Raw genomic sequence first — 15,273 nt, forward strand, 5'->3', positions numbered from 1 at the left:
CCGCACAGGGCCACGGATACGGAGCCGTCGATGAGTCGCGATAACCGCCGCCTCGGGCTGTATGCCCCCGAGCAGGACAAGAGCAGCTGCGGGGTCGGATTCCTGACCCGCAAAGACGGCGTCCAGACCCACGAGGTGGTCCGCAAACTCCACGAGGCGCTGTGCGCGGTGCCGCACCGCGGGGGTATGTCGTCAGAGGGCGTCGGCGACGGCGCCGGGGTCAATCTCGACCTCTCGCTGCAGTTCTTCACCGCGCTCACCGAGCGTGACGACCTGCGCCTCGGCGAATTCGGGGTGGGCAACTTCTTCCTGCCCAACGATCCGGCGCGGCACGCCGAGGCCGACGCGGTGATCGAGGCCGCGCTGCGCGCCCAGGGTTTCGAGATCCTGCTCAAACGCGATGTGCCCGTGGATGATTCGGCGCTGCGACCGGCCGCCGTGCGGTACCAGCTGCCGATTCGGCAGTGGGTGTTCCTGGCCGACGACGACCGCAGAATCCACCACGCGCTGATGGACATCGAGGCGATCGCCTATCGCAGCCCCGAACTGACCGGCCTGTACCCGCTCTCGCTCAGCGCGCGCACCCAGGTCCTCAAAGGCCGGCTCAACGCCGACGAGGTGGTGCCCTACTTCCGGGATCTCTCCGATCCACGGATGGCGGTGCACTCGATGTTCTTCCACACCCGGTTCTCCACCAACACCGCGCCGAACGCGATGATGGCCCAGCCGTTCCGGCTGATGGCGCACAACGGCGAACTCAACACCGACAAGAAGAACCGGCTCTCGGAGAACGCGATGGCGCGGGCCCGAAACCGCGCGATCATCCGCCCGCCGGGCCAGTCGGACAGCTGCCGCCTGGACCAGACGTTGGCCAGCCGGGTCTTCGAAGACGACCTGGACCTGGTGACCGCCGTCGTCGCGATGATGCCACCGGCCTGGGAGAACGACGCCACACTCCCGCCGCGGGTGCGGGCCATGCTGGAGTACTTCAGCCTCTACGAGGAGAAGAACGACGGGCCGGCCGCGCTGGTGTTCGGCGACGGCGACATCATCGGCGCCCGGCTGGACCGGCTCGGGCTGCGCCCGCTGCGCACCGTGGAGACCGACGACTATCTGGGCGCCATGTCGGAGGCCGGACAGGTGAACTTCGCGCCGGAGCAGGTCATCCGTCGCGGCCGGATCGAGGCCGGCGGCATGCTGTACTTCGACCACCGGGCCCGCCGTTCCCACACCACCGCCGAGGCGCTGGACGCGCTCGCCGCCCGGCACGACTATCCGGCGATGCTCGCCGAGGCGCGAGTGCACCTCGGCGACCTGCCCGCGGTGCCGCCGGAGCAACAGGCCTCCCCGGCCCGCTACGACGGCGACCTGAACCGCTACCAGCGCTATGTGGCCTATTCGCTGAACCAGGAAAGCTTCAAGTTCCTGATGGATCCGATGCTGGCCACCGGCCACGAGAAGATCTCCGCGATGGGCTACGGCAACGCCATCAACGCGCTGTCCAACCAGGAGGGCGGCATCGCGAAGTACTTCTCCCAGCGCTTCGCGCAGGTGACGAACCCACCGCTGGACAGCATCCGGGAAGCCGCCGGGATGACGCTGCGGGTGGTGCTGGGCGCCAAACCGAACAGCGGCGCCACCCCGGCGCCGCAGATCGTCGTCGACTCCCCCATCCTCACCCACCTGGACATGCTCCGGATCCGGGAACAGCGGCGCACCCCGGTGCGCCGGTTCGGCATCCGCTACCGGATCGTGCTGGACGATCCGGCGGCCAACGCGGCGGCGCTGGTCGCCGCGATCGACGCGCTGTGCGACGAGGTGGAGACGTTCGCCCGCGACACCGGCGGCATCGCGATCATCTCCGACCGGCACGTGGACAGCACCCGGGCGGCGATGCCCCTGACGCTGGTGGTCTCGGCCCTCAACCAACGGCTGATCGAAGAGGGCCTGCGGCTGCGGGTCTCGATGATCGCCGAAAGCGGCCAGCTGTGCTCCTCGCACCACATCGCCACCGCGCTCGGTTTCGGCGCCGCGGCCGTGTACCCGCTGGCGGTGCAGATGCGCGCCGAGGAGAAGTACGGGGCCGACGCCGACAAGGCGTTCAAGAACTTCGCCAAAGCCGCCGAGAAATCCCTGATGAAGACCATGGGCAAGGTCGGCCTGTGCACCGTGGAGAGCTACATCGGCGGCGAGTTCTTCGAACCCAACTATCTGGACACCGGAGACCCGGTGCTGCGCCGGTACTTCCCCAGCGTCACCTCACCGGTGGCCGGCGTAGGGTTCGCCACCATCGCCGACTCGATCCCGCAGTGGCACGCCCGGGCGCTGGCCGTCAGCACCGAGGCCGACGTCCCGCTGCTGGGTTTGTTCAAGGAACGGGCCGAGGGCGCCGGGCACTCCTACGGCACCACGGCGGTGCGCGGATTCGTCGACATGACCGAGGAGACCATCGCCTTCGACGACGAGGCCCGGCCGGACAACCCGACCATGGCCGATCCGAGCTACCTGCGGGGGCTGGTGCTGAACCAGCTCGAGGGCGCCTTCGGCCTGGACGACGACGCGTACCGCCACACCAGCTTCGACGAGCTGACCCCGCGTGCGATCGACAGTTTCGACATCACGCCCGGCTACCGGAACTTCGTCCGGGCGATGAACGCCGAACGCGCCCGCCGGCCGGCCGCGCTGCGCGACGTGCTGGCGTTGCCGGCCGACGTCACCTTCGCGCGCACCGTCGCCGAGTTCCGCGCCGAGCTGGCGCAGTTCGCTCCATTCGGCAACAACGATCTGCGGGTGCGCGGTTTGAACTGCGACCGCAGCGGCGACGGCTACCGGCTGCGGCTCGCGCAGGGGCCGCAGCGCCACGGCGCGCTGGCCGCCGCGCTGATCGAGATGTTCGGCCCGGATGTCACCGACCACGAGGTCTCCGAGGACGGGGTGCTGGTGCGCGCCCGCGGCGCCGCCGCGGAATACCTGGGGATGCTTCGCGCCGCGCCGGCCTCCATCCCGCTGGCGCAGGTGCAGCCCGCGCACGAGATCACCCCCACGCTGACCTCCGGGGCGATGAGCCACGGCGCGCTGGTGGCCGAAGCGCACGAGGCGGTCGCGCACGGAACCAATATGGTTGGCGCACTGTCGAACTGCGGTGAAGGCGGCGAGCACATCAGCCGGTACGGCACCATCCGCGGCTCCCGGATCAAACAGTTCGCTTCGGGGCGGTTCGGCGTCTGGGCGGGCTACCTGGCCGACCCGATGCTGCGGGAGCTGGAGATCAAAATCGGTCAGGGCGCCAAACCCGGTGAGGGTGGCCAGCTTCCCGCGCCGAAGGTGACCGTGGCGATCGCGGCCGCGCGCGGCGGCACCCCCGGCGTCGAACTCGTCTCCCCGCCACCGCATCACGACACCTATTCCATCGAGGATCTCGCCCAGCTGATCCACGACTGCAAGGCCGCCCGGGTCAAGGTGATCGTCAAACTGGTCTCCTCCGAGGGCATCGGCACCATCGCCGTCGGCGTCGCGAAGGCCGGCGCCGATGTCATCAATGTCGCCGGCAACACCGGCGGGACCGGCGCCGCCGCGGTCACCAGCCTCAAGTACGCCGGCCGCTCCGCCGAGATCGGCGTGGCGGAAGTGCACCAGGCGCTGTGCGCCAACGGTATTCGGCAGAAGGTGGTGTTGCGCTGCTCGGGCGCCCACCAGACCGCCTCCGACGTCGTCAAATCCGCGCTGCTGGGGGGCGACAGCTTCGAGTTCGGCACCACCGCGCTGATGACGCTCAAGTGCGTGATGGCCAAGAACTGCAATATCAAATGCCCCGCCGGGTTGACCACGAACCCGGAGGTGTTCGAAGGCGATCCGCGGGCTCTGGGCCAGTACCTGCTCAACCTGGCGCACGAGGTGCGCGAGATCCTCGCCACCCTCGGACTACCGTCGCTGCGCGCGGCCCGGGGCCGCGCGGACCTGCTGCACCTGCTCGACCATCCGTCCCAGATCGGTCAGCTTGATCTGCGCCAGATGCTCACCGCGGCATCGGAATTCGTCGTCGACGACCCGATCTATCTGGAGTCCGACTACGCCGTCGACGACGTCCTGCTGGATCAGCTCACCGGGAGCCCGGAGTTCGCCGCCATTGCGCCGGCGCCGGCGCCCCTGACCAACCGAAATAAGAGCGTGGGCGGGCAGCTGGCTATCGACATCGAACGGCTGCTCAACCACACCGCCGACGGCCCCACCGGGCCCGCGATCACCACCGACGACCGCGGCCGGCGTCACCTGCTTCCCGACTCGGTGGCGATCACGACCACCGGATCGGCCGGGCAGAGCTACGGGGTCTTCTGCAACGACGGCATGGTGCTGACTCACACCGGCACCTGCAACGACGGCGTCGGCAAGAGCGCCTGCGGCGGAACCATCATCGTCCGCTCCCCCGGCGGCGGGAGCGCAGACGCGGGCGGCAACGTGCTGATCGGCAACTTCGCCCTGTTCGGCGCGTCCGGCGGCCGGCTGTTCATCGAGGGCGAGGCCGGCGATCGCTTCGCCGTCCGCAATTCCGGCGCGACCGCCGTCGTCGAGGGCGCCGGTGAGTTTCTGTGTGAGTACATGACCAACGGTTCGGTGCTCAACATCGGCGGGTTCGGCCATGGCGTCGCCAACGGGATGAGCGGCGGCTTCCTCTACCAATACGACCCCGACGGTGAGCTGAGCTCCAAGGTCAGCGCCGATTCCGCGCTGATCGCGCCGATCACCGCGGCGTCCTGGCACGAGGTGACCGTGCGCACCCTGCTGGAGTGGCATGTCTCGGCCACCGGATCGGCGAAAGCCACGGCGCTGCTCGATGATTGGGCCACCGCGCGGCGGCAGATCGTCTACGTGATGCCCCGGGCGCTGCTGCTGTACCAGGACGCCGACGAGATCCTGGCCGCCAAGACGCGCAAGGAACTGCTCGACGAACTCTCCGCGGCGGTCGCCGGCCACCAGGTGCACAAGTTCAAGCGCTCCTACCGCGACGGCTCCGCCGTGCTGGGCGGAACGGTGCCCGGTTACGGGGAAACCGACACCGAGTCGATGTTCGCGCTGCTGAACACCTACACGGTGCTGAACATGGCACAGCAACTGGCGCTCACCCGGCTGCCCGGTGTCACCGACGTCCGGGACCCGCGCGTCGACAAGGCGGTCCGCAACCTGGTGCTCACCGAGGATTTCTTCCTCATCCACAAACTGCAGCGCTACGCCCGGGAGGCCATCGAGTCGTTCAGCGACGACGAGTTGGCCGTGCTGATCGCCGACAAGCGGATCACCGACTACAAGGCGGCGTTGGCGCAGCGCAATGTGCGCTCCACCGACAGTCTGGGCACCTACGGCTGGATCCTGCATCAGGACGCCAAGAATCTGCTCAGCATGGGCCGGCTGCCGTCGGCGGAGGAACTGTTCGCACACAAGGTGATTCCGGTCGTGGTGACGTCCGGCGTCCCGGCACTGGAGACGACGTAGCAGATATGAAGATCGCCTACATCCCCCAAGACGCCCCGTTCAACGAGGACCAACGCGCCTGGCTCTCCGGGTTCCTGGCCGGGCTGCATTCCCGGGTCGCGATGAACCTCGCCACCCCGCCGCCGGTGGCATCGGCCACCGGTTCCGCGCCGCGTCCGGCGCTGCGGGTGCTCTACGGCACCCAGACCGGCAACGCCGAAGGTGTGGCCGGCGATATCGCCGCCGGCGCCCGGGCGCAGGGTTTCGACGCAGCCGTCAGCGGCCTCGACGAGATCACGGTGGAGGAGTTCGCCGGGTGCAAGTTCGTGCTGATCGTGATCTCCACCTACGGCGAGGGCGAGATGCCCGACAACGCTGAACTGTTCTGGGACGCGCTGTCATCGACGATGGCGCCGCGGCTGGAGGGGATGTCGTTCGGCGTGCTGGCGCTCGGGGACACCAGCTACGACGGGTTCTGCCAGGCCGGAAAGCTGATGGACACCAGGCTGGAGCAGTTGGGCGCCACCCGGGTGCTGGCCCGCACCGACTGCGACGTCGACTACGAGACCCCGGCCGCCGAGTGGATTCAGGAGGCCGTGGGCGCCCTGATGACCCTCGCCGGCGCCAGCGGTGTGCCGAGCACCCCGCCGCCGAGCACGGTGTCGCGCTCGGGTTGGACCCGCAAGAACCCGTATCCGGCGCGGCTCGCGGAGAGTCGGCGGCTGTCCGGTCCCGGTTCGGGCAAGGAGATCCGGCACTACGAGTTCGACCTCGGCGACAGCGAGATCAGCTACCAGGCCGGCGACGCGCTGGCCGTGGTCCCGGAAAACGATCCGGCATTGGTTCAGGCGCTGGCCGAGCACTTCCGGTTGTCCGTCGACACCCGGGTGGACGGCGAGCCGCTCAGCGAGCTGTTCGGGAAACGCTACGAGATCAGCACCCCATCGAAGGATCTGCTGGGCGAGGTGGAAAGCCGCGCCGACGACGACGAGTTCTCGCACGTGCTGCGCGGCGGGATCAAGGAGGCGCTGGACCGTTGGCTCTACGGCCGCGATGTGCTCGACATCCTGCGCATCGGCGGCGACCAACTCAGCCTGGAAGAGTTCATCGGGTTGCTCAAACCGCTGCAGCACCGCGCTTACTCCATCTCGTCGAGCCCGCTGGCGCACCCCGACCGCATCCATCTGACCGTGGCCAGCGTGCGCTACCAGAACACCGGTCGCGAGCGGGGCGGTGTCTGCTCGACGTTCCTGGCCGATCGCTGCGACGCCGCGCCGATCTTTCTGCAGCCCAATAAGTCCTTCCGGGTGCCCGCCGATGACAGTGCGCCGATGATCATGGTGGGGCCCGGCACCGGCATCGCGCCGTTCCGCGCGTTCCTGCAGGAACGGGAACACCGCGGCGCGGCCGGGCGCAACTGGCTGTTCTTCGGCGACCGGCAGCGCGAACACGATTTCATCTACGCCGATGAGCTCACCGGCTGGCACGACCGCGGCGTGCTGGACCGTGTCGACCTGGCGTTCTCCAGGGATCCCGGCACCGCGGGGTCCGGCGGCTCCGGCGGCTCCGGCGGCGCGAAGATCTACGTGCAGACCCGGATGCGCGAGCACGGCAAGGAGCTGTTCGGCTGGCTGGAGGACGGCGGACACTTCTACGTGTGCGGCGACGCCTCCCGGATGGCCAAGGACGTCGACCAGGCGCTGCACGATATCGTCGCCACCCACGGTGGCCTCGGGGTCGACGGAGCCGTCGAGTACGTCAACACGCTCAAGCGCGAGAAGCGCTACGTCCGTGATGTGTACTGACGACGCCCGCTTGATCGTCGGCTAACCGGTCTTTCGCAGCACGGCGGCGAACATGGCGTCCGTGCCGTGCCGGTGCGGCCACAGCTGCACGTACGGACCCTCCCCGAGACCTTCGGCCGGCTCGAACAGCGGGCGGGCGTCGAGCACTTCCACCGGGTAGCGCCGCACCGCGTCGGCGACGACGCCGACGGTTTCCGACAGATGCGGTGAGCAGGTGGAGTACAGCACCACCCCGCCGGGGCGGACCAGCCGGATCGCCGAGGCCAGCAGCTCGCGCTGCAGTTTGGTCAGCTCGGGCAGGTCCTTGGGCTGGCGACGCCAGCGCGCCTCGGGCCGCCGGCGCAGCGCGCCCAGCCCGGTGCAGGGGGCGTCGACCAGCACCCGGTCGAACCCGCCCAACCCTGCGCCAAGGCCATCGACAGCGGCGCGGATGGCGTCGTCGTCGCGGCCGTCGACGCGCAGCACCGCGACGTCCAGGCCGGCGGTGTTCTGCTCGACCATCTCGGCGCGCCGCCCGGCCGGCTCGACCGCGGTGACCACCGCGTCGGCGCCCGTGCCGAGGGCCGCCAGCAGCGCGGTCTTGCCGCCGGGGCCCGCGCACAGGTCCAGCCAGCGCCCGCCTTCGGGGCCCTCAAGCGGCGCGCGGGTGAGCGCTTGGGCGATGAGCTGGCTGCCCTCGTCCTGCACCAGCGCCTTGTCCTCGCGGACCGCCGCGACCTTCCCGGGGTCTCCGCCGGGCAGGTAGACCGCGTGCGGCGAATACCGGCCGACGGTTCCGCCGGTCTGCTCGGCGAGGTCGGCGGCGCTGAGCACGCCGGGGCGCGCGGCCAGGTGCACCTGCGGCCGGGCGTCGTCGGCGGCCAGCACCTCGGCGAGCTCGCCGGCGTCGGCGCCGAGCGCGTCGGCGAATGCTTGCGCGATCCAACGGGGGTGCGCGTGCGTCAGGGCGAGGTTGCCGATCGGATCCTTGCCCGGGTCCGGGGCGACCTCCGCCAGCCACTCGTCGAGGCTGCGGCCGGCGATCTTGCGCAGCACGGCGTTGACGAATCCGCCGCGCACCGAGTCGAATTCGGCCTTCGCCGCGCCGACGGCGGTGGTGACCGCCGCGTGGTCCTCCACCCGGGTCCGCAGCAGTTGATAGGCGCCCAGGCGCAGCAGGTCCAGCAGCACCGGGTCGATGTCGTCGACGGAGCGATTCGCGGCGGCGGCGATGATCGCGTCGAGCTGGCCGCTGGTGCGACACGTCCCGTAGGTCAGCTCGGTGGCGAATGCGGCGTCCCGGCCGGTGATTCCGCGTTCCCGCAGCATCGCGGGCAGCGCGAGGTTGGCGTAGGCGTCGCGCTCGGCGACCGCCCGCAGGGTGTCGAACGCCGCCCGGCGCGCCGGGTCGAGGGCGTCCCGCGCCTCCCGCCGGGGTCGGCGATCCTCGTCGTCGCGGGGACGACGGGGGCGGTCGGTGTTGGGCCCCTTGGAGTTTCGGGGCTTGTCCACCCGCGGGCCACGAGGTCCGGAGCCCCGGTCGGCTCCGGATCGCTGTGCCCTGCCGCGATTGTCTCCGCCCCGGCCACCGTGCTGACTCACTGCGCCACCGCCTCATCCAGTCGGGCGCCGCGGGCCCAGTCCGCGGCGTTCATCGCCTTCTTGCCCGGCGGTTGCACCACACCGAGCGCCACCGGGTCCGACCCGGTGCCGACCAGCACCCGCTTGCGTTCCACCCGAATCTGTCCCGGGGCCAACGGCTCTGCCCCGGAGGACCCCGCGTCGGCCGGGGTCACCGGGCCGAGTTTGACGCGTTGCTCACCGATCATGGTCCACGCGCCGGGATTCGGCGTGACCGCGCGGATCCGGCGGTCCACCGCCAGCGCCGGGTCGCTCCAGCGGACCCGCGCGGCTTCCACGGTGATCTTCGGGGCGTAGCTGTGGCCATCGGCGGGCTGGGGCGCCGCGGTCAGCTGCCCGTCGGCGATACCGTCGAGGGTGGCTTCCAACAGGCCCGCTCCGGCCTCGGCCAACCGCTCCAGCAGATCCCCGGCGGTGTCGGTGGCGCGGATGGTCTCGGTGAGCACCCCGTACACCGGGCCGGAATCCAGCGCGGGTTCGATCCGGAAGGTGGTGGCGCCGGTGACCTCGTCGCCGGCGGCGATGGCGGCCTGCACCGGCGCGGCGCCACGCCACGCCGGCAGCAGCGAGAAGTGCAGGTTCACCCAGCCGTGCGCGGGAACCGCCAGCAACTCGTCGCGCAGCAACGCGCCGTAGGCCACCACCGGGCAGCAATCCGGCTCCAGCGCCGCCAGTTCCGCGACGAATTCTCCTGTGTTGGGGGTGGCGGGCTTCAGGACGGGGATGCCGTGTTCTTCGGCGAGCAGGGCGACCGGCGACGGCGCGGGTTTGCCGCGGCGTCCGGCGGCGGCGTCCGGGCGGGTCAGCACCGCCACCACCTGGTGACGCGGGGAGGCGATCAGCCGGCGCAGCGCGGGCAGGGCGGGCGCGGGGGTTCCGGCGAAGACGAGACGCACCGGGACAGCTTATTGCTCACCAGGACCCGCCACCGCCACCACCACCGCCGCCGCCCCCGCCGCCACCGCTGCTCCCGCCGCCCGACGACGAGGACTGGGATGCGGAGTAGGCGCTGATCGACGACGACAGGGCGCTATCGAAGCTGTTCTGGAAGGTCGTCGCGGAGAACGACGAGGAGCTGCCGTCGCTGGCGCCGTGCAACCACGCCGGATTCGCCGCGGCCTGACCCATCTCCTGGGCGTACTTGGCCGCCCAGGCCGCCGCGACGCCACCGGCGACCGCGAACGGCAGGTAAGCGGCGTATAGGTCCTTGCGGGCGGCGAACTCGAAGCGGGCCTCCGAGGACTCGGTGGACAGCACCCGGTGGAAGCCTTCGGCCTCCGACCACACCCGTCTGCCCTCCTCGGTGCGCCGGGAACCCACACCAGGGCGCCAGCCGCGAACCGAGGTGACGAAGTACGCGGCGAACGGCAGCATCCAGACGGTGGCGGGCAGGAAAAGCGCGGTCGCGGCCATGATCGCGATGATCAGCGACACCGCGTTGCTGAGCCGCACCAGCCATTCCCCGCGGCGACGCACCAGCAGCCCGGAGTTGAAGCCCCAATCCCGGGCGGCCTTGTCGAGTTCGGCCCGGGCCTTGGAGAGTTTCTCCCCCGATTTCGCGCTGCCGTCGGCGCTGAACTTGCCGCCGGATTTGCTCAGGCCGAGGGCCGCCGCGACCGCCCCGGCGACCGGGTCCACCGACCGCCAGCGTTCGGGCCCCGCGGTGCTGACGACCCGCCAGGTGTCCTTCTTGCCGGAGTTCGTCTGCTCCAGCCGGACCAGGCCCTGCTCGGCGAGGTGGAACAACGTCGCGGTGAGCGCCGCCGGCGGGACCCATTCGGTGCGGATGAGTTCGACCTGCGCCGGACCCAGGCCGGTCGGTGGCTTGTACTGCAGCGGGAACCCGGGCGGGTTCTCGACGGTGAGCCGGACGGTGACCCAGCCGGCGAACGCCCCCACCACGGTGGCCACCAGGAGGAACACCAGCATGGGCACGGAGCGGCCGAGGATCGGGTCCCAGCGGGCCGACCACGGCACCAGATTGCGGTTCGGCGTCTCGGCGTCGACCGCGGCGAGCACCGTCAGCGGTGTGTGCGGGGCCAGGTTCGTCGCGCCGACGGTGACGGTGCGGCCATCCTCGCTGATCTGCAATCCCCGGCAGGGGGCGCCCACGCCGTAGCCGAGGGAGCATTGCGCGCCGGGAACCGGGCCCGGCAGGTGGATCGTCGCGGTGGCGTTGCGCATCCAGTTGTTCCAGGCCGGCGCGACGACGTTCCAGTAGAAGGCCGACGTCGCCGGCGCGCCCACGTCACCGGTTCGGGAGGCGAACGCCCGGTCCGCGCCGGCCGTGCCGGGGTCCAGCGCGTCGGTGAGGCTGTAATTGATCACGAAGGTGTGCCGGCCGGGCGCCAGCTCGCGGTCCGGGTCGCCGATCTTCACGACCCAGAATCGCCGCCCGTTCTCCCAGAACATGTCGTAGCTGGCGTCTTCGCCGTCGACGGTGACCGAGGCGACGGTCGGAACGTGCCGTAGTCCGGGCAAGTTCGGGTTGGCCACGTCGAAATATCGGAACAGCCCGTGCCGACCGGACGGGAACTCCCCGACGATCGTTTCGGTCGCGGTCAGGTTGCCGTTGTCGGCGACGGTGTAGTCGCCGTGGTAATCGGCGAACACCACCGGGTCGTCGTTCGCCGGCCCGGGGCTGGTCCCCGACAGCAGCAGCGGCCACAGCAGTCCGGCCGCGATCAGGCCGAGGACGATGAGCCATCCCACCAGGCGACCGATCCAACGCACGGCGTCAGCCTATGCGTAGCGGGTCGATCTGCACGCGCACCGGGTCGTGTTCGCGGCGCGCCGAGAGCACCCCGGTGGCGCGGCGCAGCGCTCCGGCCAGGTCGAGGCCGCGGCCGCGCGGCACCCGAACCAGCATCCGGATCACCTCGGCGTCGGCGGGCAGCCCGGCCGGTCGGCGGACCCCGGCGGGCAGCTCCACCGGCCCGAGCACCTCGGCGCGCATCTCGGGTTCGCCCAGCCGGGACTCGGCCAGCAGCGCGGCGACGGCGTCCGGCGGGCCGTCCAGCGCCGCCATATGCGCGCCCGGCGGCAGGCCCAGCGCGACGCGTTCGGCGAGCTCCGCGCCGGCGTGCCCGACCGGGTCCCAGCGGATCAGCGCCTGCACCACCGGGATCGCGGCCTCGGCGACGAGGGTGACCGTTCCGCCGTCGCGGCCGGGTGCCACCAGCGCGGCGGCGGCCATCCAGCGGCGCAGCGCGTCCTCGGCCGCACGCAGGTCGGCCCGGCCCAGCAACGCCCAGCCGTCGAGCAGCAGCGCCGCGCCGTAGCCGTCGGGCGCCCGTGGCTCGGCGCCCGGGGTGGCGATGACCAGGGCCGGTCCCTCGGCGACCTCGGCGATCCCGGTTTCCGCCGAGGAGGTGATGACGCTGACGCCGGGGAACGCGCGGCCGAGCTCTTCGGCGGTGCGCCGGGCGCCGACGACGACGGCCCGCACCTCGGTCGATCCGCAGGTCGCGCAACGCAGCGCGGGATCGCCGCGCCCGCACCAGCGGCAGGTCGCCCCCGAGCCGCCGGAGGTCAGCGCCAGCGGCCCGGTGCAGTGCCGGCAGCGCGCCACGGCCCGGCATTTCGCGCAGGCCAGCGCCGGCACGTAGCCCCGGCGGGGCACCTGGACCAGCACCGGGCGCTGCCGGTCCAGGGCGGCGCGGGCGTTTCGCAGCGCCATCGAGGGCAGCCGGGCGGTGTGCGCGGCGGGATCGCGTTCCTGGGCGTGCCCGTCGTCGTCGAGGGCGACGATCCGCGGGCTGGCGGCGCGCAGCGTCTCGCGGGTGGCCAGCAGGTCGTGCGCCCAACCGGACTCCACCATCGCCTGGGCTTCGGCGGTGCGGGCGAACCCGCCGATGACCGCGGCGCAGCGCAGCTGATGGGCGCGCAGCATGGCGACCTCGCGGGCGTGCGGGTACGGCGCGCGGGGTTCGGCGAGGGTGTCCTCGCCGTCGTCCCAGACCAGCACGAGTCCGAGGTTGCCGACCGGGGCAAACACCGCGCTGCGGGTGCCGATCACCACCCGCCGCGATCCGCGCAGCACCGACAGCCAGCGGGTGTAGCGCTGGGACGGGCCCAGCCCGGCCGACAAGGCGACGACAGTGTCGGCGCCGCAGGTCTGCGCCGCGGCGGCCGCGAGCGCGTCGACGTCGCGTTGGTCCGGGACGATGGCCAGCACCGAACGTCCGCCGGCACAGGCTGCGGCCGCCGCCTCGGCGAACCTGGTGGGCCAGCTCTCCCCCGGCAGCGCCTGCCACACCGCGCGGACGGCCTTGCCGTCGCCGAGGGCGGTCAGGAATTGGTCGCCGCCGCGGTAGCGCGCCCAGTGCTCGGCCTCCGGTGGCGGCACGAACAGTTCGGCCGGCGCCGGGCTCGGTTTCTTCTCGGCCGTCGCGTGGCGGGGCGGGATGGCCAGCCGCAGCACGTCGGCGCGGGTGCCGGCGTACCGGGCGGCCACCGCTTCGGTGAGCCGGCGCACCTCGGGGGTGAGCACCGGTTCCGGGGAGATGACGCGGTCGAGCCAGCCGAGTCGGCCGTCGTGGTCGGTGTCGGAGCGACGTTCCAGCACGAACGCGTCGACCAGCCGGCCGCTGAACCGGACCCGGACCCGGGTGCCGGGCTGGGCGTCGTCGGACTGCTCGGCGCTGACCAGGTAGTCGAAGTCGCGATCCAGGTGCGGAACGGTGAGCATCGGCAGCACCCGCGCGATGGGCTCGTGCGCGGCGGCCTGCCGGGTGCTGGTCATGGGCTTGTTGTAGCAGGTGACTCCGACGTTTCCGTGCGGCGGAAGAAGAATCCGGCGGTGATCGACAACTGCGCGATCGCGTAGAACCACCAGATCGGCACGGCCAGCAGTTCGTCCTGCCGGACGAAGACGCTGATCCCGATCATCGCGTCGGAGGTCGCGAAACACAGCGCGCCGGCGGCGGTCCAGTTGGTGGGCAGCCGGGCCAGCAGCGCGGCGCCGACCATGGCGGCGATCACCAGCATGTAGACGGTGACCGGAACGGTCAGCTCGCCCAGGTGCGGCCAGAACCAGACCAGCAACCCCAGGCACACGGCGAACACGATCGCCGCGCCGGCCAGTCGGCCTGGGCGGCGCTGTGCCAGCGGGGCCAGCACCACGAGATAACAGAGGTGGGCCAGCAGGAACGAGCCGAGGCCGCCCACGAACGACGGCGCCCACCACGGCATGGCCAGCAGGAAGTCCCCGGACGCGGAGAACAGCAGCGCCGCGATCAGCCAGATCCGTTCCCGCCTGTTCGAGTGGAACGCCGCGGCGGCCGCCAGCAGCAGCGCCATCGTCGCCTTCACCGCCGGCTGCCCGGGGAACTGCCCGGTCAGGTCGGCGCCGGCCGGGTGGGAGACCGCGGCGACGATCAGGAACACCCCGTAGCCCGCGCCGGCGATGGCCGCGGCCAGCCACAACCCGCGGAGTCGGGTTGCGTACCGTGATCCCATGGCTGCCATCGACGACATCTTGCAGAAGGTACTCGACGCCGTTCCCTTCGAACTATCCCTCGAGGACGGCCCGGAGGCGGCTCGGGCGAGTTTCCGCAATCTGCCGCGGCGGCCCGGGAACCCCGACGTCCGCGCCGAAGATGTCGCCATCGACGGCCCGGCCGGGGATCTGAGCTTGCGGATCTACACCCCGCCGGGCGCCGGAACCGGCTCACCGGTGGTGCTTTTCGTTCATGGCGGTGGGTTCGTGGTGGGCGATCTGGACACCTACGACTCCGTCGCCCGCGATCACGCCGTCGGCGCGGATGCCGTCGTGGTCGCGGTGGATTATCGGCTGGCGCCCGAACATCCCTTCCCGGCTGCCCCCGACGACGTGTGGGCGGCGCTGCAGTGGGTGGCCGCCAACGCGTCGTCGTTCGGCGCGGACTCGGGACGTCTGGCGGTGGCCGGCGACTCCGCGGGCGGCAACCTGGCCGCGGGCGCGGCGCTGCGGGCCCGCGACGCAGGACTGGCACTGGCGTTCCAGTTGCTCTGGTATCCGTCGGTGGTCTGGGACACCAGCCTGCCGTCGTTCACCGAGAACGCGCACGCCCCGATCCTGACCACCGCGGCGGTGGCGGCGTTCTCGAGCGCCTACGCCCGGCACGTGGACCTGGCCGAGGCGCCGGCGATCCTCATCCCGGGCCGCGCCGAGCTGGCCGGGGTGGCCCCCGCGTTCGTCGCCGTCGCCGGCCACGACCCGCTACGCGACGACGGCGTCCGCTACGCCGAACTGCTGGCGGCCGCGGGGGTGCCGGTCGGTGTGGAGGTGGCCTCGGACATGGTGCACGGTTTCATCGCCTACAACGGCGTGGTGCCCGCCGCCACAGCCGCCACCGGGCGTGGGCTGGCAGCCTTGCGGGCCTCGCTGCACGACTAGGGT

General features: G+C 71.5%; 8 protein-coding genes. 3 read left to right on the forward strand and 5 right to left on the reverse strand.

The window, feature by feature from the left end; all coding sequences use genetic code 11:
* The first annotated feature begins 30 nt into the window (after positions 1-30).
* Both L2Z93_RS10930 and L2Z93_RS10935 read left to right on the forward strand, forming a co-directional pair.
* Entirely contained in the window at positions 31-5,487 is a 5,457-nt protein-coding gene (locus L2Z93_RS10930) for a glutamate synthase-related protein (RefSeq protein WP_090585192.1), read from the forward strand.
* 5 nt (positions 5,488-5,492) lie between these two features.
* Complete coding sequence (locus L2Z93_RS10935; protein WP_090585194.1) at positions 5,493-7,271, forward strand: diflavin oxidoreductase; 1,779 nt, start codon at positions 5,493-5,495, stop codon at positions 7,269-7,271.
* A 21-nt stretch (positions 7,272-7,292) separates the two neighbouring features.
* On the opposite strand, the gene L2Z93_RS10940 is transcribed toward L2Z93_RS10935, so the two are convergent.
* From L2Z93_RS10940 to L2Z93_RS10960, 5 genes are all read right to left on the reverse strand, one after another.
* Positions 7,293-8,762, reverse strand: coding sequence for an RsmB/NOP family class I SAM-dependent RNA methyltransferase (locus L2Z93_RS10940; protein WP_090585196.1), 1,470 nt, complete (start codon positions 8,760-8,762; stop codon positions 7,293-7,295).
* A gap of 86 nt (positions 8,763-8,848) precedes the next feature.
* The gene (gene fmt, locus L2Z93_RS10945) at positions 8,849-9,787 is read right to left on the reverse strand and encodes a methionyl-tRNA formyltransferase (protein ID WP_090585198.1); all 939 of its coding nucleotides are present in this window, start codon (positions 9,785-9,787) and stop codon (positions 8,849-8,851) included.
* Between the two features lie 16 nt (positions 9,788-9,803).
* Positions 9,804-11,624 carry a DUF2207 domain-containing protein gene (locus tag L2Z93_RS10950; protein ID WP_306439059.1) on the reverse strand — a complete coding sequence of 607 codons (1,821 nt, stop codon included), beginning with the start codon at positions 11,622-11,624 and terminating at the stop codon, positions 9,804-9,806.
* A 4-nt stretch (positions 11,625-11,628) separates the two neighbouring features.
* A complete protein-coding gene (locus tag L2Z93_RS10955) occupies positions 11,629-13,635 on the reverse strand; it encodes a primosomal protein N' (RefSeq protein WP_090584600.1) in 2,007 nt (668 codons plus the stop codon).
* Entirely contained in the window at positions 13,632-14,351 is a 720-nt protein-coding gene (locus tag L2Z93_RS10960) for a lysoplasmalogenase (RefSeq protein WP_090584602.1), read from the reverse strand. The genes L2Z93_RS10955 and L2Z93_RS10960 overlap by 4 nt, the downstream gene beginning before the upstream one ends.
* Here L2Z93_RS10960 and L2Z93_RS10965 point away from each other — a divergent pair.
* Positions 14,350-15,270, forward strand: a complete 921-nt coding sequence (locus L2Z93_RS10965; RefSeq protein WP_090584605.1) for an alpha/beta hydrolase — start codon at positions 14,350-14,352, stop codon at positions 15,268-15,270. The two genes, L2Z93_RS10960 and L2Z93_RS10965, sit on opposite strands and share 2 nt — an antisense overlap.
* Positions 15,271-15,273 lie beyond the last annotated feature (3 nt).

The organism is Mycolicibacterium brumae (assembly GCF_025215495.1).
GTDB classification, from domain to species: Bacteria; Actinomycetota; Actinomycetes; order Mycobacteriales; family Mycobacteriaceae; genus Mycobacterium; species Mycobacterium brumae.

Excerpts from the sequence above, each read along its gene's own strand:
- L2Z93_RS10965 (WP_090584605.1), top strand. The coding sequence starts at position 14,350 with ATGGCTGCCATCGACGACATCTTGCAGAAGGTACTCGACGCCGTTCCC.
- L2Z93_RS10930 (WP_090585192.1), top strand. The coding sequence starts at position 31 with ATGAGTCGCGATAACCGCCGCCTCGGGCTGTATGCCCCCGAGCAGGAC.
- L2Z93_RS10960 (WP_090584602.1), bottom strand. The coding sequence starts at position 14,351 with ATGGGATCACGGTACGCAACCCGACTCCGCGGGTTGTGGCTGGCCGCG.
- L2Z93_RS10955 (WP_090584600.1), bottom strand. The coding sequence starts at position 13,635 with ATGACCAGCACCCGGCAGGCCGCCGCGCACGAGCCCATCGCGCGGGTG.
- L2Z93_RS10935 (WP_090585194.1), top strand. The coding sequence starts at position 5,493 with ATGAAGATCGCCTACATCCCCCAAGACGCCCCGTTCAACGAGGACCAA.